Origin of the sequence: Paraburkholderia caledonica, assembly GCF_000383275.1 — a bacterium.
In the GTDB taxonomy this organism is placed as follows: Bacteria; Pseudomonadota; Gammaproteobacteria; order Burkholderiales; family Burkholderiaceae; genus Paraburkholderia; species Paraburkholderia caledonica.
In genome coordinates, this window is the sequence record NZ_KB911034.1 from 422,523 (window position 1) to 444,340 (window position 21,818).

Here is a 21,818-nt window from a genome sequence, read left to right on the forward strand (position 1 = left end):
CGCGTTTTCCCCGATGGCGTCCCGCCCATGTTCCATGTTGCGATGCATGCCGCGTCGTCACATCTGCTGTAGAGTTGGAATTCATGTGATAGTGGAGGCGATGGCTGCGGCTTAGCATGAATGCGCATATGGATTGGAAAGCTGATCCTTTGTAAAAACGCAGGCCGTTTGCTACAGTCCGCCCACTCCGCCGGGCACGAGCGCCGGTGGGACTGCCAACACGCGTCCAGGCATGCGTCCTGACCACCTTAGGGAGCCATTCATGAAGTCGATTCGTTCCATTGTGCTGATCGCGCTGTTTCATGCGGTAACCGTGAGCCCAGTGTTCGCCGCCGATGAACTCGCGCAGATCAAGTCCTCGGGCGTGTTCAGGATTGGTACGGAAGGCACTTATGCACCGTTCACCTATCACGACGAGTCGGGCAAGCTAACCGGCTTCGACGTGGAAGTCGGCACGCAGATCGCGCAGCGTCTGGGCGTCAAGCCGCAATTCATCGAAGGCAAATGGGACGGGCTGATTGCCGGTCTCGACGTGAACCGCTACGACGCGGTGATCAACGAAGTTGCGGTGACCGACGCGCGCAAGCTCAAATATGATTTCTCCGACCCGTACATCACGTCGCATGCTGCACTGATCGTGCGCTCGGACAACAACGCGATCAAGACTTTCGACGATCTGAAGGGCAAAAAGTCCGCCAACACGCTCACCAGCAACTTCGGCAAGATCGCCGCCGCGCACGGCGCGGAAGTGATTCCCGTGCAGGGCTTCAATGAATCGATCGATCTGCTGACCGCGGGCCGTGTCGATGCAACCGTGAACGATTCGCTGTCGTTCCTCGACTTCAAGAAGCACAAGCCGGATGCGAAGGTGAAGATCGCCGCGCTGGACACATCGCCGGAAAGCAGCGACAAGTCCGCCGTGCTGATTCGCAAGGGCAGCCCGGAACTCGTCGCGGCGATCAACAAGGCGCTCGCCGATATGAAGAAAGACGGCACCTACGCGAAGATCTCGCAGAAGTACTTCGGCAAAGACGTCTCCAAATAAACGCCTTTCGCGAGTCTGAATCATGCCGGCATGGTTGCATCTGATGGCGCACTCGCTGTGGCCCCTGCTATATGCGGGGCTCGTGTTCACGGTGCCGCTCACATTGGCTTCGTTTGCAATCGGACTCGCGCTCGCGTTTATTGTCGCGCTGGTGCGGCTCTTTGGGCCGAAGTGGGCAGTGGCGGTAGTGCGCTTTTACGTGTGGCTGTTTCGCGGCTCACCGTTGCTCGTGCAACTATTCGTGATCTTCTACGGCTTGCCGAACGTAGGCATCGTGCTCGATCCGTTGACGGCGGCGATTATCGGCTTCTCGCTGAACGTGGGCGCCTACAACTCGGAAGTGATTCGCGGTGTAATCGAGTCGATCCCGAAAGGACAGTGGGAAGCCGCGTATTCAATGGGAATGACGCGCGAACAGGCGCTGCGTCGTGCGATCTTGCCGCAGGCCGCACGCGTCGCGCTGCCGCCGTTGTCCAACTCGTTTATCGCGCTCGTGAAGGACACGTCGTTGGCTGCTGTGCTGACTGTGCCCGAAGTGTTTCAGGCAGCGCAGAGAATTGCTTCGGTCACCTACGAACCGTTGATTCTTTATACCGAGGCTGCGCTGGTGTATCTCCTGTTCAGTTCGGTGCTGTCGTCGGCTCAAGTGAGGCTTGAACGAAAGTTCGGCCGTCATGCACTCTTTCAGGCGGGCAACTAATGATCCGACTGGAAAAAATCGACAAGTATTTTTCCGGGCTCCGTGTGCTCAACTCGGTCGACCTGCACCTCGCGCAGGGCAACGTGACTGCGTTGATCGGGCCGTCGGGTAGCGGCAAAAGTACGTTGTTGCGTTGCGTGAATCTGCTGGAAATTCCCGAGGCCGGCTCGCTCGAAATCGGCGATCAGAAACTCACGTTCAGCCGCGACGAGCGGCCGTCGCGCGAAACGGTCCTGACTATTCGCCGCCGTACCGGCATGGTGTTTCAGAACTTCCAGTTGTTTCCGCATCTCACGGTGCGTCAGAACGTGATGGAAGGCCTCATCACCGTGCTGAAATGGGACAAGGAAAAGGCGCGGGCCCGCGCTGACGAATTGCTGGAGAAAGTCGGCATCGCGCACAAGGGCGATGCATGGCCTGTCACCCTGTCGGGCGGGCAGCAGCAGCGCGTTGCGATCGCGCGAGCATTGGCGCCGTCGCCCGAAGTATTGTTATGCGACGAGCCCACGTCCGCGCTCGACCCCGGACTCGCTGCGGAAGTGGTCGAAGTACTCAAGCAGCTCGCGAATGAAGGCATGACCATGCTGATGGCGACGCATGATTTGCGGCTCGCCGCTACCATTGCACGCGACGTGGTGTTCCTTAACAACGGCGTAGTGGTGGAGTCGGGGCCGTCACGCGATGTGTTCATGCGGCCGAAGCAGGAGGAAACCGCGCGCTTCGTCTCGACGCTGACGCACAGCTTGCCCGATGCATGGACCGAGTGAAGCGGGCGTGAGCGAGTATCTTTGATAAGAAAGCCGCAGAGGTATGCAACAAAGAAGAAAGGGGCGCCAGTTCAGAACTGCGCCCCTTTTGCATATCAGGCCATTAAAGGCACTTTATTGGTGTCTTACGCTTCGGCGCGCTCGGCTTCGTTGTCCAGCGCAGTTTCGAAGAACCGTGCCTTCGCCTCTTCACTGACGCGAGCATACGCGCGGTTCACGCCGCTGATCACCGCTCGAATCGACGCGGTCACCAGATTGGCGTCGATGCCCACGCCGAACGCGCTGCCGGTTACGTCCGCACCGGCCATTTCGGCGACGGCGACCGCGCGGGCGTCGGCGCCTTGCGTCAACGCGCGCTCCTCATAGTGCTGGATGCGCACGGGCACACCCATCGCGTGCATCAGTGCGTCAAGCGGACCGTTGCCTTCGCCGTTCAACACGCGCCGGGTGCCATTGATATCGACAGTCAGCTTGATGCGCTCGCGTCCGTCCTGCTCGGACAGGCTGTGGCCGATGTAGTGCACCGGCGCAATATTCTGCACGTACTCCTGCTGGAACAGTTCCCAGATCTGCGACGGCGTGACTTCCTGTCCGCTGTCGTCGGTAAAACGCTGCACGGCCGAACTGAAATCCACCTGCAAGCGGCGCGGCAACACGACGCCGTAGCTCTGCTCGAGCAGGTACGCGATGCCGCCCTTGCCAGACTGGCTGTTCACCCGGATCACGGAATCGTAGGTGCGGCCCAGGTCGTTCGGATCGATCGGCATGTACGGCACTTCCCACATCGCGTCGGGTTTCTGCACAGCGAAACCTTTTTTGATCGCATCCTGATGCGAGCCGGAGAATGCTGTGAACACCAGATCGCCCACATACGGATGACGCGGATGAACGGGCAACTGCGTGCATTCCTCGGCCGTGCGCGCGATTTCGTTGATGTTCGAGAAGTCGAGTCCGGGATCGACGCCCTGCGTGTACAAATTCAGTGCGAGCGTGACGAGGTCCACGTTGCCGGTGCGCTCGCCGTTGCCGAACAGGCACCCTTCGATACGATCAGCGCCCGCCATCACCGCGAGTTCCGCCGCGGCCACCGCAGTGCCCCGATCGTTATGCGGATGCACCGACACGATCAACGAATCGCGGCGCGCGAGGTTGCGGTGCATCCATTCGATCTGGTCGGCGTAGACGTTCGGCGTCGCCATTTCGACCGTTGCAGGCAGATTGACGATGGCCTTGTGTTCGGGCGTGGGTTGCCAGATGTCGAACACCGCGTCGCAAACTTCCTTGGCGAATTCGAGTTCGGTGCCGCTGAACACTTCAGGGCTGTACTGCAGCGTGAAATGCGTTTCCGGCGCGGCATCGGCGAGACGTTTCATCGTGCGCGCGGCTTTTTGCGCGAGTTCCTTGACGCCGTTCTGGTCGAGCCCGAACACGATCTTGCGGAATTCCGGCGCGGTTGCGTTGTACAGATGGACGATCGCACGCGGCGCGCCACGCAACGATTCGAACGTGCGCTCGATCAGATCGTCGCGGGCTTGCGTCAACACTTCGATCGTTACGTCGTCGGGAATGTGGCCGCCTTCGATCAGCTCTCGCACGAAGTTGAAATCGGTCTGCGATGCCGACGGAAACGCGACTTCGATCTCCTTGAAACCGATCTGCACCAGCGTCTTGAACATGCGCATCTTGCGCTCTGCGTTCATCGGCTCGAACAGAGCCTGGTTGCCGTCGCGCAGGTCGGTGCTCATCCAGATCGGCGCGCGCGTGATCGTGCGCGACGGCCACTGGCGGTCCGTCAAATTGATGGGCTTGAAGGAGCGGTACTTGGTAGCTGGGTTCTTCAACATTTTCATCGTCCGTGGGTTCGACTGGCTGGTAGTCGACCGGACGACAAGAACGCAAAGCAGCGCCGCCGGTCGGAAACCGGGGCTGGGTCAGTTACTGGGGGATTATGCGGTGCTTCGGGTGTTTCAGATGGAAGCGCGCAGCAGCAGACCTAGCCCGGTAGAGCGGGCTAGTAGTAGCGATAGGGTGGTCTGGGCGCGGTACATAGTGCGCAATAGGAACATATTATTGGGACGGCGTCAAGCGGGGCGCTCGCGCGCGGCGCCAGGCTACAATTCCCGACGGCTTGAAAAACGGAACGTCAATGAAGATTCGGATTGTCACTATCGCGTGCGCTGCGACCGCCGCAGCACTCCTCGCGGCCTGCACGGCTGTCTACAAGAACTCGGACGCGTGCGAGCAGTTAATGCGAAGCAAGCTGGCAGAACAATCGACCGATACGCTGAAGATCGGCCATACGGGCGCGGGAATCGACGGCTCACGCGTCGTGGTGGAAGGGTCCATTGAACATGTGATGACGGCGTCTGAAGTAGCGGCCGCGTCAGCGCGAGCAGCGTCGGGCGCTCGGGCAGGACGCAGAATGGCGGCCTCGGGTGTGGGGGCGTCTTCGTCTGTGTCGCAGGCGGCTTCGGCGGTCACTGCGTCGGAGGCCGATGCGCTTGCACGGAAGCCGAACAAGCCGAAGAAGCTGATTCTGGCCGCAGCCGCTGAATGCACGTTCCACGGTCCCACGCTGGACACGTTTAGCTGGTTAGCGCCCGCAAAGCTGGCAGCGCCCTCCGACCCGGACGCGAGCGAAGCAGACGAGTAAGCTCCCAGGCGGCCGGTTCATTATCCAGGTGACGTGAATCCACCGCCTGACATTGCGCTGCCTATCTGCTCTCCAGCATCAACGCTAGCGCGCTTTCGGCAAACGCCTCAGGCCGGCCTTCAAAGCAGCGCTCAACCGCGCGCGTGTCGATCAGCCGCTGCCGCAATGCCGTGCGTTCGTCGTGTCTTTGGATCATTCGCACCGCTGCCGCGATATAACCCTCGACGTTGTCCGCCGTTGTCCACGGCGGCATACCCACGCGCTCGAATAGCGCGCCGTCTATCCGTTCGAATACCTCAGGCCCGCGCTTGCACACGCCCGGCAAACCGAGCGTGAGCGCGTCGACGATCCCATTCGTATTGCCGAACGGGAACGGACTCAGAAAGAGATCGGAGCGATTCACGCGCTCCAGGTAGCCCGCATACTGACAAAACTCGTGCACAACCGCGCCCGGTACCGCGCGTCCGATGACCTCGCGCATCTGGTCGAGCGCGAGGCCGGCCGGCACGCCGCTCATGAAGTGGAATTCGACAGGCGTCGCGGCCCGCGCACCGATCTCGCGGCAGGCTGCGAGAAAACCGGGGTTGAGCTTCATCGCGCTAGCGGTAATGACCACTTCTAACGGTTCGCGCGCAGGCGGAATGCGCGCGGAGATCTCCGGCAACGCAACCGAAGGCCGGTACGGCTGGCCGTCTTTCGGCAGCTTCATCAGGCGCTCGCTGAAGCATGCAGGATCGCCGACATAGTCTTCCTCGACGCTCACGTAGTCGATCTTGTCCGAGTGCGTGGTGGCCGGGTGCCCGAGGCCCGCGATCTGCAACGGCGCGACCCGCAGATTCGACATGAATACCGTCATCACGAACATGCCGACGCTCGGCATATACAGCACGTCGGGCTTTTCGCGCTCCGCAAAGTCGCGAATGGTCCGCAGACATTCGCCGATGTACTCCGGGTCCTCCAGTTCGATAAAACGGTCGAAGACCGCTCGCCCGATATCGTCGATTGCATAGCCGAAGCCGAAACCCACCACCTCGAAATGCTTGCGCGCTGCCTCGATAGTGCGCGAGTGCGTGCGGTAAATTGAATGCGCACCGCCGAACCACTCGAGCACGACCATCATCAACGGCTTTTTGCGGCGCTTCGCGTTCTTCGACGTCTTGGGGTTCGCCGCGTTCGCCTTGCGTGGTGGCGCCGGCAGGTCGGTCAAACCGAGTTGCGTGAGCTTGCGGCGCACGAGCACATTAATGTCACGCTTGATCTCATGACGGCGCGGCGTTTCTGCGTAGCTGCAAAACATGTAGGCGTTGTGCAGCAACGCGGTGGGCAGATCGTCGAGGTCGCCGATCTGCTGCAGTTTGCCGGGAAGCCACTCGATCAGTGCCTCGCGCTTGAGATGCGCGCTCGGCGAACCCTTGAAAACCGGCGCCATCAGGACGAGTGCGAGGGAGGCCGCAAGCACCTTGTCGTACGCCCACAGCGCGACGAAGTCCAGCTCCATTTCAGAGCCGGTTGAATACAGCACGCAAAGCTTCTCGACGAAACGGTCACCTGCAAGAAACTGCCTGTCGTGCGCGCCGCGCGGATTCAGTTGGCAAGCGACATGGTCCGCATTGCCAAACGGCGTAACCGAGAACAGCAAACCCACCCATTCATGCAGCGTCAGAAAGAGCCTGAAACATTCGCCGGGCAGCTGGAACTCCGGATCGGCAAAGAGCGTGGAGGCCGCGCTGGCGAGCCGCGTACAGAAGCGCGTGCGTTGCTCGGCAGGCGCAAGGCCGCTCATGCCCGACGCAAGAAAGCTTTCGTCCAGCAGACCGCGTTTGTGCTGCAGCAGCGCGAATGCCGAGAGAAGCTGGATCGACGCCCGGATATGCTGCCGCGTGTAGACGAGCTGCTCGAATTCGTCGAGCGAAAAGGTGGCTTCTTCCATCGGGAGGGCGTGGGTAGTTATGCATGACTAAGCATTTTCCAGAGGCGTTAGCCGCGAACGACGATTATCGCAGCCAGCCGATACCGAATTTGTGCCGTCCACGAATTTGCGAATTTTCAGCACAGCAAATGAGGCATCCCACTCAGAAGGCGTAGTAAGGGCCGGGCCCTGCGGACGTCGCGCGCGACGCAATCGCGGTGTACACACGGCGCCCGAAAAAGAACGGCAGGCCCCAGCCGAAGCCGCTGCTCGCGATGCCCGCCATGTTGTTGAAGGCATTGTTCGCCGATGCAAACAGAACCCGCGAGTTGCCGACCGAAAACGTGACTGCGTTCGCCGCGCCGTCCGTGCCGGTGATCGTTGCCGTCGCCGACTGCGTCGAACTCGGGCAATACCAGTAGCCGCATTGGGGCAGTTGCGTGTCGCGATAGAAGAGGCCGTTCGAGCCCGTGTCGAGATAACTTTGCGTGTACGTTTGAGCGCCTTGCGTGGTCGTCACGTAGCCGGTCTGCGGATTGCCCTTCAACACCCGCGCGTTGCCGAGCGTGTTGTTTGCCTGAGTGCCGATGCCGAAGATCATCGACCCGGAAACGGTGGGCGCGCCGCTGTCTGGAACCGCGGGAAGATCGATCACGACGCCGTTGTTGTCGAGGGCGAAGCGGCTGACCGGATTGACCACCTGCTGTGCGAGCGGTTGCGCGGCCGGCACGCAGGCGCCGCCCGCGTCGCAGCCGTAGTACCAGCGTGGCAGCGCCGCGTTCGCGCAGGCGCTGCCGCAGTCGGCCGCGAACGCGCCGACGCCGAGAATGCCGTTGGCACGCAGCGTGTCGAGCGTGAGCATCGACGGACCTGCGCCGGCGCAGTCCGCAGGGACCGTCGGCACCGCAGGGTCGGCAATCAGTTGAATCGCGATCGACGCGGCCAGTTGTCCGGCCATGCGCACGTCCGCGCTGCGCACCGCGCCCCACGCGTAGCCGCCGCCGAACACCGCGCATTCGCCCGATATCCCGGCGCCCGACGTGCTCGCGGCAAGCGGCAAGCCAGCCGGAACGGCCGAAGCAAGAATGCGCAGACCGTGCGAGCCGGTGTCCACCTGAATGTTGTCGATGGTCGCGCAGTTGTCCGTGCCCGGCTGGCAGATGGTGACGCTCGTGGTCAGCATGTTGCGCGTGAGACGCGGCGCCGCCGTCACGACAATCGGCTGCACATTGGGCGTGTTCGACTGTGCGACGGCAGTGCCGCTTGGGCTCGATGCGGCAGTCGGCGCCGACGCGACAGGCGCGCTCGCCGCCCCTGAACTGCTCGCCGGGGTGGTCGCGGCCTGGCCGCCACCGCTGCCGCCGCCACATGCCGTAAGAGCCGCGCAGACGAGCAGCAGGAGAGGGAGTGAGAGATTGAGCTTCATGGCGTCAACGTAGGTCGGCAGTCGTTTTGGTTGTTCCGGGCGCCTGGTGGTGCGGGCGCGCTCAGGCGAATTGTTGAGGCGCTTCTGGGCGCGGCTTGCCGCGATCGGGTTGAAGTCCGGCACGAGCGCAGCAACAGGATTTGCGCGGCTGACCATGCGTTGGCCGCGTTGCTTGTCCGGCTCTGTTGGTCTGCCGGCGCCGAACGGGTTGTCCGATGGTCTTTCGAACTGGAGCAGCACCGATACAAGCGCCGGAGCCATCCGGAAGCGCCTGGACCAGCGTCAGCGTAGATCGTCGGCAGTGACGCCCGGCGGCAACGCGCCGGGTAGCCATGCGCGGCCCGCATAGCCGCGCATGGGTCCGCCCGATTCCACGATCACGTCCGGCCGCGCGACGCGCGACGCGTGCAGATTGCCGTCGATTGCGGCCGCAGCGCCCGCCCGGTAAGAGCCGGCGTAGTTGCCGAGCAGGGCGACGAGATCGGGCATCGTCGGGCCTTGCCACGTATAGGCAACGATTTCGCCGGTGCTCGTCGCGTATTCGTTGATGGCGGTGTTGCCCGCGTCGGTCGATGTACGCAGGCGCAGCGCGCCGTTCAACAGGCTTTGCGGCGCCGCGGCGTGGCCCGTCGGCTGCAGCGGCATCACACCGCCCAGTTGAGCGCAAGCATGGGCACTGATGCACAGCGTCGCGACGGCGATCGCTGACGCGGTAATGACGGGAAAGAGATGGGCTTGGGGCATGACAGTCTCCGTGGCGTGGCGCGTTCGGTCTTCTCGCAAAGTCGATTTGAAGATATCACTCGCGCTTCCTGACGAAGCCTGGCGCCCGTTTCACGGCCCTGTGTTATCGCAAAAGAGAAGGGGGTCGAGCCTGCAAAGAGTCTTTGAAAACAATGTTCTGACAGACGTGTCGCATGCACCTGACAGGCCATTCGGAATGCTTGCTGAACGTTAAATATGACGCTTGCGGTGAGTCCGTCGAGCGAGGCAAACCCCGGTTTTTGCACAGGGCTCGCCGGGATCGGTAAAATATCGGGTTGATCCACGGAAACTTGCCGTGGCGTAGCGGAAGGATTCCCCGAACATGACTGATCTTCGTCTTACCAAGCGGTTTGCAGTAATGCTGATGGCGGGCGGGCTGGTCGCCGGCTGCGGCACGTCGTCGCCGACCAAAGTCGACTACAAGAGCGACTCCAAATCGAAACAGGTGTCACTCGCCGTCCCGCCGAACATGATCGACGAGACGCCCGATCAGCGTTCGCTGCCCCCGCAAGGCGGCGAAACCTCGCTGTCCACGCTGCGTCAGGTTCAAGCCCAGGCGCCCGCGGCCAACACGCTGGCGGTCGTGCCGCCCGTGAGCAACATGCATATCCAGCGCGACGGCACGGAAAGCTGGCTCGTGATCGACGGCAAGGCGCCGGCCGACGCGTGGCCGCAAATCCGCCGGTTCTGGCAGGAGCAGGGTTTCCTGCTGGTGGTCGACCAGCGCGACAAGGGCGTGATGGAAACCGACTGGAACGAAACGCACGCGCAGATCAACGACGGTTTGATCCGCAGCACGCTGTCCAAGGCGCTGGGCAACAGCTACGTGACTTCCGAGCGCAACAAGTACCGCACGCGCCTCGAAGCGGCGCCGAACGGCGGCACGTACGTGTTCATCAGCCAGAAGGGCATGCGCGAGGCGCTGACCGGCACGAACAACGACTCGAGCACGTGGGAGCCGAAGGCGAACGACCCCGGCCTCGAGCAGGAATACCTGAAACGCTTGATGGCGGCGCTCGCGCTTGCCGATTCGCGCGCGAAGTCGGGCGGCGGCCAGACAGCAGAACTGTCGCCGGCCGGTGCGCAGACGGCGCCTAACGCGGCTACGTCGGGCGCGAAATCGGCGGCTGCGGCCACGGCGGCGCAAAATGTCGCGCTGTCGGCACAGCAGCCGGTGCGCGATCCGGACGCGGGGAACGCGTCGGCGCAGTTGTCGTCGAACGAACTGACGCTCGGCGAGCCGTACGACCGTGCGTGGCTGCGCGTGGGCCTCGCGCTCGACCGCAGCAATTTCACCGTCGACGACCGCGATCTGAGCCGCGGCCTGTACTTCGTGCGTTACGTCGATCCGAAGGACATGTCGTCGGCCGAGCAGGGCTTCTGGAGCCAGGTATTCCACGGCAAAAAGGAAAAAGTGGCCAAGCAGTATCGCGTGAACGTGCGCGCGCTGACGCCTGACCAGACCCGCGTCGCCGTGGTCGACGACAAAGGTGGTGTCGACGAAAGCCCGCAGGCCACGCAGATCATGACTCTGATGGCCGATCAACTGCACTGACGTGCGCCGCTGCAACTGGCGGCAAGCTGTCTGAAAACCCGTCCGGGACAACGTTCCCGGGCGGGTTTTTTATTTTGCGACGGATGCGATCACGTTGCCGTCACGCGAGGCGCCGCGTGCACACGTCTTGCTCAGGATGAGAGGGCCGGTGTGGACCGGCGCTCAACTTGAGACAGCCATGTTCGACGTGATCCCTTACTGGATGTGGGCGGCGAGCTTGCTCGTTCTCGCGCTCGTGTGCGGTGCGGCCTTGAATCCGCAGGAGTCGCGACGGCCGCGAGCGCTGCGGACGCGTCACGCGGGCACGCTGCGCCCGAGGTGGCCGATGCGCTGAATTCAAACGGTGGGTGATTGGAGTCAAGCGGGGGCGCGTCGTGTCGCAGGGCAGCGGGTAGGTAAGACGCTACCGCTGACCTGATGCGAACGCCTCGCGGCGGCGCGCCGCAAGGGTTGCCGTTCGCCTGAATGCCCCTCTGATCGACGCGTTGCGCAACCCTCAGGTATCCGCGCGACGGGTTCCGACCCACGGCAAGCGCTTGATGACGCCCGTTGCCAGCGCCGTACCCACCAGAATCACGCCGCAGCCTTCGAGCATGCCGGCTGAAACGCCTTCACCGAGAAACAGCGCGCCCCACAGAATGCCGAAGATCGGGATCACGAAGGTGACCGTGATCGCCCGCGCCGGTCCGGCCACCGCGATCAGGTGGAAGAACAGCATATAGGCGATGCCGGTGCACGCTACGCCAAGCGCGAGCACTGCGCCCCACGCGTGCAGCGAGATCGGCGCACTCGGCCAGTAGATCACCGCGAGCGGCAACAGAACGATGGTGGCGCCCGTCATCGTGCCGGCGGCCACTGTGAGCGCGTCGACGCCGGTCAGGTAACGTTTCGTGTAATTCGCGGCGATGCCATACAGCAGCGTTGCGCCGAGCGCCGCGCCGGCGGCGAGCGCGGTTGTCAGCGGCGTCGCCGAAGCGCTGCCCGGGCTGGCCATCTGATCCCAGACCAGCATCAGCACGCCGAGGAAACCGATCACGAGGCCGAGCGTGCGCAGCGCGCTCAGCCTGTCGCGCAGCCAGAGGAAAGCCACGAGGCCGCCCCACAGCGGTGTCGTTGCGTTGATCACCGACGTCACGCCCGCCGACAGCGTCAGCTCCGCATAGGCGAAGAGACAAAAGGGCGCCGCCGAATTCAGAATACCCACCACGAGCAGCGGAAAAGCGCGCGTGCGCAGGATCGTCGCCGATTGTTGCAACGGGCGGCGCGCGAGCAGCACGGCGATCAGGAAGGCCGCGCCGATGCCGACGCGCAGCGCCATCAGCGGCGCAACGCCAAAGTCGGTTACGCCGACGCGAATAAACAGGAACGACGCGCCCCACAGGGCCGCGAGGATCAGCAACTGGACGATATTTTTGGCATTCATTGTGATGGCGTCGCGCGCGGTTGAGTCGAGACGCCTGCGCATCGTATCAGCGCGAGAAGACGAAACGTTTCAGCGTGGAATGAAATGGCAAGATTCGGGAGAGGGCGTCTGACACACGTGATCGTAAGCGTGGCGGGAAGCCGCGCAAAGCGAGCAATTCTCACGCTGATGTGAGAAAAATTGCGATTTCACGACGCGAGGGAGAGGCGCGGGCGCGCCAAGCCAGCGCGCCCGCCACGCCAACGCTTGTTCAGTGCGGAATCATTCCCTGAAGGACATTCTGCTGGAGCCAAACCAGAATGCCGAGCAGCACGGTCAACAGAATCGAATGCTTGAACGTCTTGGCGAATACCACGCCTTCCTTGCCTTTGAGGTCCGTCGTTGCCACGCCTGTCGAGATATTTTGCGGCGAGATCATCTTGCCCATCACGCCGCCCGAGGAGTTCGTCGCCGCCATCAGAACGGGGTTCAGGTTCAACTGATTGGCCGCAACCACTTGCAGGTTGCCGAACAGCGCATTGCCCGACGTATCGCTGCCGGACAGGAATACCGCGACCCAGCCGAGGAACGCCGACACCAGCGGGAAGAACGGTCCGACCGACGCGACCCCGAGCCCGAGCGTGTACGTGAGCCCCGAGTAGTTCATCAGATAGGCGAGCCCGACGATGGTCGCGACTGTGAGAATCGCGATGCGCGTCTGCACCCACGTATCGACGATCGCCGCGCCGAAATCACGCGCGCTGAGTCCGACCACCAGACTCGTGATGATCGCGGCGACCAGAATCGCCGTGCCGGTGGCGAGCGGCTGGAAGTCCCAGATCGCGCCGTACGGTGTGTTGTACAAGGTGATGAACACCGCTTTGTCGAGGCCGGGCCAAGGCACTTTGACGTCGCCGATCAAAAAGATTTTCGCCACGGTCCAGACGATCACGACCACGGACACGATGATCCACGGATACCAGCCTTGGCTGCCGCCGATCTTGCCGCGCACTTCGCCGACGCGGTCGATATTGACCGCGAACGCGGGATCGACGGCCGGTTTCCACACGCGCAGAAACGCGATCGTGACGACGAGCGACACCATCGACGACAACACGTCGGTCAGGCTGTAATTGACGTAGTTCGACGCGACGAACTGCGTGAGCGCGAAGCTCGCGCCTGAAACCAGCAGCACCGGCCAGACGCGCACCATGTTGCGAAAGCCGGCATAGACGGCGATCACGTAGAACGGCAACAGCAAGGCGAAGAACGGCAACTGGCGGCCGACCATTTTTGCAAGCGAATCGGCGGGCAAATGCGTGACTGCGCCGAGCACCGTGATCGGCACGCCGAGCGCACCGAATGCCACGGGCGCCGTGTTGAAAATCAGCGTGAAGGTGAGTGCTTCGAGCGTCGGAAAACCGAGCAGGATCAGCAGCGAACTCGTGATCGCGACCGGCGTGCCGAAGCCCGAAATTCCCTCCAGCAACGCGCCGAACGAAAAGCCCACCACGACCAGCACGACGCGCCGGTCGTTCGGCAGGTTGTCGATCATCCACATGCGAAAGGCCGCGAAGCGGCCGGAGCGTTGTGCGATGTTGTATAGCAGGATCGCGGTGAACACGATCCACATGACCGGCCAGCACGCGAACACGACGCCAGCGGCGACGGAGTCCAGCGCGAGCCTCACTGGAAACTGCCACACGGCAATCGCGACGACGAGGCCGACGATCAGCCCCGCGAGCGACGCCTGCCATGCAGGCCGGCGCGCCCAGCCGAGCAGCAACAGCACGACGATGATCGGCAATGCCGCGACTAGGAACGACGGAAGCAGGGAATTGCCGACTGGAGTGAGTAGTTGATGAAACATCACGTCTCCTTCGTTGTTGTTCGAAATCGACGCGTGACTGCGAATGACGGGACGCGTCGCTCCTGCAGGACGGATGAGCGCCGCCCGCGCAGAAAACCACCGGTCGGCTCGCTTTTAAACGGTTACTGTGTGCGGCTTAACCAAGCATAGAGCCCGAGGCTCTCACGTCAAGAAGGGAAACTACGGGAGCAATCGGAAGCTTGTCGCCCTGATTCTTGCCGGCGGCGCGCGCCGGCAAGAATCACTTCGCTCAACCTGAAGTCGTTCAATGATGGTAGCCGTGCCCATGGCCATGTCCGCCCGACCACCAGCCGAAGCCGATCGACACAGACGGACCGTACCAGCCAGGATAGCCGTAGCCGTACCAGGGCGGATAAACCGGCGGCGGATAATACGCGGGGTAAGCGGGCGCAACGTACACCGGCGGTTGCGCGACCACATAGGTGGCAGGGGGGTACGACGAGCCTGGCTGCTGCTCGACCTGTTGCCCCTGTTGCCCTTGCATTGGTTGCTGGCCGGCCTGCGGATCGGTGCCCGTGCCGCCCACCGTGCCCACCGGCACTTCTCGCTGTGCCGCGCTGGCTGGGACGGTCGCGTAATACGCAGGGTAGTAGCCCGGATAGTAACCGTATGGGTAATAGCAGCCCGACAGCACCACTGCGCCCGCGGCGCCGCAGAGCGCGAGCCGGACGCGGCCGATGCAACCGCTGGTAGAAATACGTTGGCGCGTGCGGAGCCGCGACAGCATGTGAACGGGATGAGAAGAGTCAATCAGGCGGGACTTCATGACGAGCTCCGGTATGCAAACTACTTGCGAGCGACGCAGCCGACGCCTTCGTCGGTACGTCATTGCACGAGCTTACGCTCACGCGGCGCAAAGAGGATTGCAAAACCGTAACGGCGTATTTCGCCTCGTTTTACGGCATTTCCCGGCGCACGTCTTGTCAGCGGAAAGCGAGCAGGGCATTGCACCCAGACTCGCGTTTCACCGCTGAGGAGTAACGAAGCTTACTTGCCGACCTGATTACCAATCACGCCGCCCACGGCCGCGCCGCCGAGCGTGGAAAGCGCACTGCCGCCAATGACCGCACCCGCGGCACCGCCTACACCAGCGCCGATTGCGGTATCCCGTTGCCGCGTACTCATTCCCTCGCAGGCCGAAAGACTCGCGACAACCGCGACGATCATCGCGAGCGAACCCAATTTACGAATCGATTTCATGATGCTCACTCCCTTTGTTGTGATTGGAAGCCGCCTGTCGTATTGCGTTCCTGAATTGATCTTATCGCTGTGGACGGTTTCCAGATGTATGAGGTTGTCAGCAGACTGACGGTTTCGTAATCAAATGTTTCCCAACGCGTAGCAGGAGCCGTACCTGAACAGCAGCCGAAAAAAAGCCCGCTGACGGCGGGCTTTGTGTTGCTAGACGTTGCGCGCGCATCGAAATGCGCGCGCGGCTGTCACCGGTGCGAGAACCGCGTGGCTTTACTGCCGCTGATAGATCTCTGCGCCTTTCTTCATGAACTCGATGGATTTCACTTCCATGCCTTTTTTCAGCGCCTCGTCGTCGGTGACGCCCTGTTGCGCCGCGAATTCGCGCACGTCCTGCGTGATCTTCATCGAGCAGAAATGCGGGCCGCACATCGAGCAGAAATGCGCGACCTTTGCGGAATCCTTCGGCAGCGTTTCGTCGTGGAATTCGCGTGCCTTATCCGGATCGAGACCGAGGTTGAACTGATCTTCCCAACGGAATTCGAAGCGCGCCTTGCTCAATGCATTGTCACGCACCTGCGCGCCCGGATGGCCCTTCGCCAGATCGGCGGCGTGCGCGGCGAGCTTGTACGTGATGATGCCGGTCTTCACGTCGTCCTTGTTCGGCAAGCCCAGGTGTTCCTTCGGCGTCACGTAGCAGAGCATGGCGGTGCCGAACCAGCCGATCATTGCCGCGCCGATGCCCGACGTGATGTGATCGTAACCGGGAGCGATGTCGGTGGTGAGCGGCCCGAGCGTGTAGAACGGCGCTTCGTCACACCATTCGAGTTGCAGGTCCATGTTCTCCTTGATCAACTGCATCGGCACGTGGCCGGGGCCTTCGATCATCGTCTGCACGTCGTGCTTCCATGCGATCTGCGTAAGCTCGCCGAGCGTTTTCAATTCGCCGAGTTGCGCTTCGTCGTTCGCGTCGTAAATCGAGCCGGGACGCAGGCCGTCGCCGAGCGAGAAGGCCACGTCATACGCCTTCATGATTTCGCAGATGTCTTCGAAATGCTCGTACAGGAAGCTTTCCTTGTGATGCGCGAGGCACCACTTCGCCATGATCGAGCCGCCGCGCGACACGATACCGGTCATGCGCTTGGCGGTCAGCGGCACATACTGCAAACGCACCCCGGCATGAATCGTGAAGTAATCGACGCCTTGTTCGGCCTGTTCGATCAGCGTATCGCGGAAGATCTCCCACGTCAGGTCTTCAGCCTTGCCGTTGACCTTTTCGAGCGCCTGATAGATCGGCACCGTGCCGATCGGCACCGGCGAATTGCGGATGATCCACTCGCGCGTTTCGTGAATGTGTTTGCCGGTCGACAGATCCATCACCGTGTCGCCGCCCCAGCGGATCGCCCACGTCATCTTGTCGACTTCCTCGCCGATCGAAGATGTCACCGCCGAGTTGCCGATGTTCGCGTTCACCTTCACGAGGAAGTTGCGGCCGATGATCATCGGCTCGCTTTCCGGGTGATTGATGTTGTTCGGGATGATCGCGCGGCCGCGCGCAACTTCGTCGCGCACGAATTCCGGCGTGATTTCGGTGAGGCCGTTCGGACCAAAAGCGCTTGCACCGAATGCTTGGCCCGGATGCTGACGGCCCATCATCGCGGCGAGCTTTTCGCCGTTCGGACCGCTTGTCTTCAGCGTCTCGAGATATTCCGCGCGGCGCTGGTTCTCGCGAATCGCGATGTACTCCATTTCCGGCGTAATGATGCCTTTGCGCGCGTAGTGCATCTGCGACACGTTCTTGCCGGACATCGCACGGCGCGGCGTGCGGTGCAGGCCTTGAAAGCGCAATTCGGCGGTCGCGGGATCGGCGGCGCGCTCGCGGCCGTAGTCGCTCGTGAGGCCGGAGAGCGGTTCCGTGTCGCCGCGTTCTTCGATCCAGCGCTGACGCAGCGCGGGCAGGCCGGCGCGGATGTCGATCTTCGCTTCGGGATCGGAGTAGGGACCCGACGTATCGTAGACGTAGACGGGCGGATTCTTTTCACCGCCGAAGCTGTCTGGCGTGTCTGATTGCGTGATTTCGCGCATCGGCACGCGGATGTCGGGGCGCGAGCCGGTCACGTAGACCTTGCGGGAGTTCGGCAGCGGCGCGACGGCGGCTTCGTCGACGTGGGCGTCGGCGGAAAGAAACTTCGGGTTGGCGTTCATGCGTGTTCTCCGTCAAAGCAATGTGGGCCGCTAAGCAGGAGACGAGACGGAAGTAGTCGGAATTCGCGAGAGATGAGGCACAAGGGCTGGAGTGCGAAATCCGTACGCTTCCCTGCGCTGGCATTATCCAGATCAGGTTCAAAGGGTATTTCTCACCCACGTGGCACGGACCTCCAACTCCCGTGCATCGCAGGACCCCCGCGTTAGCAGCGCACACGATACACCGGGCGGGCGCCGCTTGGCAACCCGTCTGCAATGCTGTGTGCGATCGGTATGGGCGTCGTGCGTGAGGCGCAGCGCCCTTGCGGGCCGGGGCTATCTGCGGGAGCGAAAGCGCAAGACGTCGCATCGCGTTGCAGCCCGCCGATCCGCTATTTGCGCACTATGCTTGTATTGACGGGCGCGCCGCGTATGACGCGCTGCAGCACTTATGCCACGCGGCCTGTTTGCTTACAGCGTGAAATCGTCCGAGGCTTCGGGCTGGTACAGGATCTTTTCGAGCTTCAGCACCTTTTCGGCGCCGCTTGGCGGCACGAAGCGAATCTGCTCGCCGCGTTTCGCGCCGAGAAGCGCGAGGCCGACTGGCGAGAACACATTCAGGCGGCCATGCGCGAAGTCGGCGTCGGGCGGATAGACGACGGTCCAGGTCATGTGCTCACCGCTGCTTTCGTCGACGAGCGTCGCCTGCGAGTTCATCGTGACCACGTTGGCCGGAATCTCGCGCGAATCGACGATAACCGCGCGCTCCAGTACGTCGTCGAGCATGTCGTGCAAACGTGCGTCCGCGCCGGGTGCAGCGGCGTGCTTCTCAAGACGGGCGACGTCGAGTTCGGTGAGGTAACACTGCTTGGTCCTTCTGGTCGTTTTCACGGCGGCTACTCCAATTCGATCTGCAATATGGCTGCAATCTGTGTGAGGAAACATCATGCGGATGTGATCGGCCCGGCGCCCCGAAAGTCCCCTTGGGGACGACGCGGCTTCAGGCAAGGAAGCGAGCTGCGTCAGGTGGGGCGCCGGGCGGCGAGAAGCGGAAGCGTTTCTGGCGGAAGCGTTCGCGACGGCTCCTCGGCGGAATGCGGCGCGAACTGCACGCGCGCGCATCCACTTGCGCGGCGGGGGCGCAAGCGGGTGTGGGCGCGTGAAGTCGGAGAACGCATTGAAGGGCCGGCAGTTGTCGAGTGGAGATGGGCGACGCACCGCTTGTAGCTGACGATGACTGTGACGACAGCGAGCGGCGCAGTGACTAAGGGCATGTTAGCACGGCGTCTTTCAACGACCTTCGCGAACATTTCGCCGCTGTAAGTCGGGCCGCGCCAAACGGTGATGCGATGAACACGCGTGCAAACGTCAGGCAAAAAAATTTGCGGGGGGCTGTCATAACCTGCTGCGCGCATCGACAAACGTGCAGATCCCGATAGGAGCAGGTCATGCAATCAATCGTCATGCGCCGCGCACGCCGACCGTTCGTTCGAGCCGTCGCAGTTCTCAGTGCAATAGCAATGTTGTCCGCGAGCGGTCTAGCAAATGCAGCCGGCGCGATGTGCAGCGCGCGCAGTCCAGCGCATCGCGTTGCGCTCGTCGAGTTGTACAGCAGCGAAGGGTGCAATAGCTGTCCGCCCGCCGACCAGTGGCTCAGCCAATGGAAGCACAGCGGTTCAACGCAAAGCATCGTGCCTCTGGCGCTGCACGTCGACTACTGGAACAGCCTCGGTTGGACGGATCGCTTCTCGCAGCACCGCTTCACCGAACGGCAGCAGACGCTCACCGATCTTGCGGGCGGTCACACCATCTACACGCCTGAAGTTTTCGTGGCGGGGCGGGAGTTGCGAAGCTGGTCGCAACGCGACAGTTTCGAAGGTCGCGTCGGCAAGCTCGTGGCTGAGCCGGCACGAGCGAACGTTGCCCTCGAACTGAAGCCGCAGACGGGCGGCGCATTCAACGTCGCAGCACGCTTTGACAGCAAGGCTGCCGATACCGTCGGGCCGCTCGATGCCTACGTCGCGGTGTATGAAAACTCGCTGAGCTCGCAGGTCGGCGCCGGCGAAAACCGCGGCGCGACATTGCATCACGAACGAGTGGTGCGGCAATGGATCGGGCCGGTGCCGCTCGTCGGCGGCAATGCGCAGATTACTCGCGACATTCGTTTCGACGATGCCGATACCAATGCCGATACGAACAGGAACGCGAACGCGTCGGCCGACAGATTTGGCGTAGTCGCTTTTGTCCAGAACGCAGCAACCGGCGACGTGCTGCAGGTGGCCGAACTGGCCGCCTGCCATTGAGCTCGCGTCAATCAACGGAGATTCCCATGGCAACGCCTCATGTTGTTCGCGACAGCGCACCGCCTGCCGCGCCCTCCAGCGGCGTGATACATCCGGTATGGGTGCGCATCACGCATTGGCTCAACGCACTCGCGGCGATCGTCATGATGCTGTCGGGATGGCGCATTTACGACGCGTCGCCGGTCTTTCCCGCGTTCCGTTTTCCGACGGAAATCACGCTCGGCGGTTGGCTCGGCGGCGCATTGCAATGGCATTTCGCAGCGATGTGGCTGCTGGTTTTCAACGGCCTCGCGTATCTCGCGTTGAACCTTGCGACCGGACGTTTCTTCCGCAAGTTTTTGCCGGTCTCGCCGCGCGCGGTGTTGCACGATTTCATCGCCGCGTTGACCGGCAAGCTGTCGCACGCGGACTTGCGGGTCTACAACGCGGTGCAGAAATTCGCCTACCTGTTCGTCGTTCTCGATCTGCTCGTGCTTGTGCTGTCTGGGCTCGCGATCTGGAAGTCGGTGCAGTTCCCGCTGCTGCGCGAGTTGATGGGCGGCTACGACAACGCGCGCATCGTCCACTTCGGCGCGATGGCGCTGATGGCTGCGTTCATCGTCGTTCATCTGGCGATGGTTGCACTCGTGCCTCGCTCGCTGCTTGCCATGTTGCGCGGTCGCTAAATGCTTCGCGCGAATGTTACGGATACCGAATCATGAACAAGCTCATTAAAAACGCTGCGACGAATGTCGCTGGCAAACTGGACCGCGAGTCGATCCTGATCGACGTCAGGCGCGAGCTTTCAATGCCGTCGCGGCGTCTCTTCGGCAAGCAGCTACTGTCGCTTGGCGGATTGTCGATGCTGACCGGCTGCTCGCTGACCGACGACGAATCGGTCAACAAGTTTCTCACTGCCGTCTCGCGCCTGAACGATCGCGCGCAAGCCGCGCTGTTCGATCCGAGACAACTGGCGCCTACCTACACCGAAGCGCAGATTACTCGGCCGTTTCCGTTCAATGCCTACTACGGTGTCGACGAGGTGCCGCAGGTCGACGCTTCCGGCTACAAGCTGAAAATCAGCGGCCTCGTGACCGGCCAGCGCGTCTGGAGCTTGCCCGAGTTGTACGCGCTGCCGCACGCGGAGCAGATCACACGGCATATCTGCGTGGAAGGGTGGAGCGCGATAGGTCGTTGGGGCGGCACGCCGTTCGGCGATTTTCTGCGTCGCATCGGCGCGGACACGAGTGCGAAGTACGTCGGCTTCAAATGCGCGGACGACTACTACGAAAGCATCGACATGCCCACCGCGCTGCACCCGCAGACGCTGCTCACGTTTTCGTACGACGGCGAGCGCCTGCCCGCGAAATACGGCTTCCCGATGAAGCTGCGCATGCCGACTAAGCTCGGCTACAAGAACCCGAAGCACATCGTCGAGATGTTCGTCACCAACACGTATCCTGGCGGCTATTGGGTCGACCAGGGCTACAACTGGTTCGGAGGCTCCTGACGCGCGCGGGTCGCCGCATGCGCCGCGCGCATGCGCGACCCCGGGCGGCAGAAGCTTCGGAAATACGCCGGCTACGGCCGGTTCGATTGATCCACAACAAACGGAGTTATCCCATGAAGAAATTTGCAATCGCAGCAGTGGCCGTCACCTTTCTGATGAGCGGCGGCGCCGCATTCGCGCAGGCAAGCGGCGCGATGTCCAACGATTCGATGTCGCATGATTCGATGTCGAAAGATTCCATGTCCAAGGACGGCATGTCGAAAGACCACATGAAGAAGGACACAATGAAGCACGACAAGATGAAAAAAGGCGACGCAATGGGCATGAAACACGAGGCGTCGGGCGCGATGAGCAACTAGGCGGGCCGCCGAAGCCGCATATCTGCGTGCCGGGTGCGGCTTGCGCCGCCCGGGTGGTTCCGATGCACGTTGCATGAAGCGGCGCCTGGCGCTCAAATCCAGACAGAAAGCCGGGGTGCGGTTACGCCCCGGCTTTTTGTTGCATGCGCACCAAAAGTTACGATTCTTTCGCATGGCGC

The 21,818-nt window shown here is 62.2% G+C and carries 20 protein-coding genes and 1 riboswitch; of the genes, 10 read left to right on the forward strand and 10 right to left on the reverse strand.

Features of this window, described 5'->3' with window-relative positions; all coding sequences use genetic code 11:
* Positions 1-262 precede the first annotated feature (262 nt).
* From H281_RS0101950 to H281_RS0101960, 3 genes are read left to right on the forward strand one after another with little or no spacing between them, the layout of a single operon-like run.
* Positions 263-1,045, forward strand: coding sequence for an amino acid ABC transporter substrate-binding protein (locus tag H281_RS0101950; RefSeq protein ID WP_020065410.1), 783 nt, complete (start codon positions 263-265; stop codon positions 1,043-1,045).
* 22 nt (positions 1,046-1,067) lie between these two features.
* Positions 1,068-1,745: an amino acid ABC transporter permease gene (locus H281_RS0101955; RefSeq protein ID WP_020065411.1), complete on the forward strand. Its 678-nt coding sequence runs from the start codon at positions 1,068-1,070 to the stop codon at positions 1,743-1,745.
* Complete coding sequence (locus H281_RS0101960; RefSeq protein ID WP_020065412.1) at positions 1,745-2,512, forward strand: amino acid ABC transporter ATP-binding protein; 768 nt, start codon at positions 1,745-1,747, stop codon at positions 2,510-2,512. The genes H281_RS0101955 and H281_RS0101960 overlap by 1 nt, the downstream gene beginning before the upstream one ends.
* Before the next feature lie 125 nt (positions 2,513-2,637).
* On the opposite strand, the gene leuA is transcribed toward H281_RS0101960, so the two are convergent.
* On the reverse strand, positions 2,638-4,356 hold the full coding sequence (leuA, locus tag H281_RS0101965; protein ID WP_027804218.1) for a 2-isopropylmalate synthase: 1,719 nt from the start codon (positions 4,354-4,356) through the stop codon (positions 2,638-2,640).
* A 302-nt stretch (positions 4,357-4,658) separates the two neighbouring features.
* Between leuA and H281_RS0101970 the strand changes: the two genes are divergently transcribed.
* Positions 4,659-5,165, forward strand: a complete 507-nt coding sequence (locus H281_RS0101970) for a hypothetical protein (RefSeq protein WP_020065414.1) — start codon at positions 4,659-4,661, stop codon at positions 5,163-5,165.
* Positions 5,166-5,226: 61 nt separating this feature from the next.
* Here the strand turns inward: H281_RS0101970 and H281_RS0101975 are convergent, their stop codons facing one another.
* From H281_RS0101975 to H281_RS0101985, 3 genes are all read right to left on the reverse strand, one after another.
* Positions 5,227-7,095, reverse strand: a complete 1,869-nt coding sequence (locus tag H281_RS0101975; RefSeq protein WP_020065415.1) for a glycosyl transferase family 1 — start codon at positions 7,093-7,095, stop codon at positions 5,227-5,229.
* Positions 7,096-7,237: 142 nt separating this feature from the next.
* On the reverse strand, positions 7,238-8,500 hold the full coding sequence (locus tag H281_RS0101980; RefSeq protein WP_027804219.1) for a DUF3443 domain-containing protein: 1,263 nt from the start codon (positions 8,498-8,500) through the stop codon (positions 7,238-7,240).
* A 282-nt stretch (positions 8,501-8,782) separates the two neighbouring features.
* Positions 8,783-9,244: a DUF2844 domain-containing protein gene (locus tag H281_RS0101985; RefSeq protein ID WP_020065417.1), complete on the reverse strand. Its 462-nt coding sequence runs from the start codon at positions 9,242-9,244 to the stop codon at positions 8,783-8,785.
* A gap of 343 nt (positions 9,245-9,587) precedes the next feature.
* Here H281_RS0101985 and bamC point away from each other — a divergent pair, with 343 nt between their 5' ends.
* Both bamC and H281_RS36720 read left to right on the forward strand, forming a co-directional pair.
* Entirely contained in the window at positions 9,588-10,820 is a 1,233-nt protein-coding gene (gene bamC, locus H281_RS0101990; RefSeq protein WP_020065418.1) for an outer membrane protein assembly factor BamC, read from the forward strand.
* Between the two features lie 178 nt (positions 10,821-10,998).
* On the forward strand, positions 10,999-11,154 hold the full coding sequence (locus H281_RS36720; protein WP_020065419.1) for a hypothetical protein: 156 nt from the start codon (positions 10,999-11,001) through the stop codon (positions 11,152-11,154).
* A gap of 162 nt (positions 11,155-11,316) precedes the next feature.
* On the opposite strand, the gene H281_RS0102000 is transcribed toward H281_RS36720, so the two are convergent.
* The 6 genes from H281_RS0102000 to H281_RS0102025 form a co-directional block, all read right to left on the reverse strand.
* Positions 11,317-12,243, reverse strand: coding sequence for a DMT family transporter (locus tag H281_RS0102000; RefSeq protein ID WP_033379415.1), 927 nt, complete (start codon positions 12,241-12,243; stop codon positions 11,317-11,319).
* Between the two features lie 250 nt (positions 12,244-12,493).
* Positions 12,494-14,092: an L-lactate permease gene (locus H281_RS0102005; RefSeq protein ID WP_020065421.1), complete on the reverse strand. Its 1,599-nt coding sequence runs from the start codon at positions 14,090-14,092 to the stop codon at positions 12,494-12,496.
* Between the two features lie 265 nt (positions 14,093-14,357).
* Complete coding sequence (locus H281_RS0102010) at positions 14,358-14,879, reverse strand: hypothetical protein (RefSeq protein WP_020065422.1); 522 nt, start codon at positions 14,877-14,879, stop codon at positions 14,358-14,360.
* 221 nt (positions 14,880-15,100) lie between these two features.
* A complete protein-coding gene (locus H281_RS0102015; protein ID WP_020065423.1) occupies positions 15,101-15,313 on the reverse strand; it encodes a glycine zipper 2TM domain-containing protein in 213 nt (70 codons plus the stop codon).
* Between the two features lie 264 nt (positions 15,314-15,577).
* The gene (gene thiC, locus H281_RS0102020; protein WP_020065424.1) at positions 15,578-17,509 is read right to left on the reverse strand and encodes a phosphomethylpyrimidine synthase ThiC; all 1,932 of its coding nucleotides are present in this window, start codon (positions 17,507-17,509) and stop codon (positions 15,578-15,580) included.
* A gap of 91 nt (positions 17,510-17,600) precedes the next feature.
* Positions 17,601-17,719: riboswitch (TPP riboswitch) on the reverse strand.
* Between the two features lie 240 nt (positions 17,720-17,959).
* Entirely contained in the window at positions 17,960-18,379 is a 420-nt protein-coding gene (locus tag H281_RS0102025; protein WP_020065425.1) for a GreA/GreB family elongation factor, read from the reverse strand.
* 557 nt (positions 18,380-18,936) lie between these two features.
* Between H281_RS0102025 and H281_RS0102030 the strand changes: the two genes are divergently transcribed.
* The 4 genes from H281_RS0102030 to H281_RS0102045 all read left to right on the forward strand — a co-directional run bounded on the left by H281_RS0102030 (position 18,937) and on the right by H281_RS0102045 (position 21,639).
* Positions 18,937-19,791, forward strand: a complete 855-nt coding sequence (locus H281_RS0102030) for a DUF1223 domain-containing protein (protein WP_020065426.1) — start codon at positions 18,937-18,939, stop codon at positions 19,789-19,791.
* A 26-nt stretch (positions 19,792-19,817) separates the two neighbouring features.
* Entirely contained in the window at positions 19,818-20,456 is a 639-nt protein-coding gene (locus tag H281_RS0102035; protein WP_020065427.1) for a cytochrome b/b6 domain-containing protein, read from the forward strand.
* Positions 20,457-20,488: 32 nt separating this feature from the next.
* Positions 20,489-21,280, forward strand: a complete 792-nt coding sequence (locus H281_RS0102040) for a molybdopterin-dependent oxidoreductase (protein ID WP_020065428.1) — start codon at positions 20,489-20,491, stop codon at positions 21,278-21,280.
* 113 nt (positions 21,281-21,393) lie between these two features.
* Positions 21,394-21,639: a pentapeptide MXKDX repeat protein gene (locus H281_RS0102045; RefSeq protein ID WP_020065429.1), complete on the forward strand. Its 246-nt coding sequence runs from the start codon at positions 21,394-21,396 to the stop codon at positions 21,637-21,639.
* Positions 21,640-21,818 lie beyond the last annotated feature (179 nt).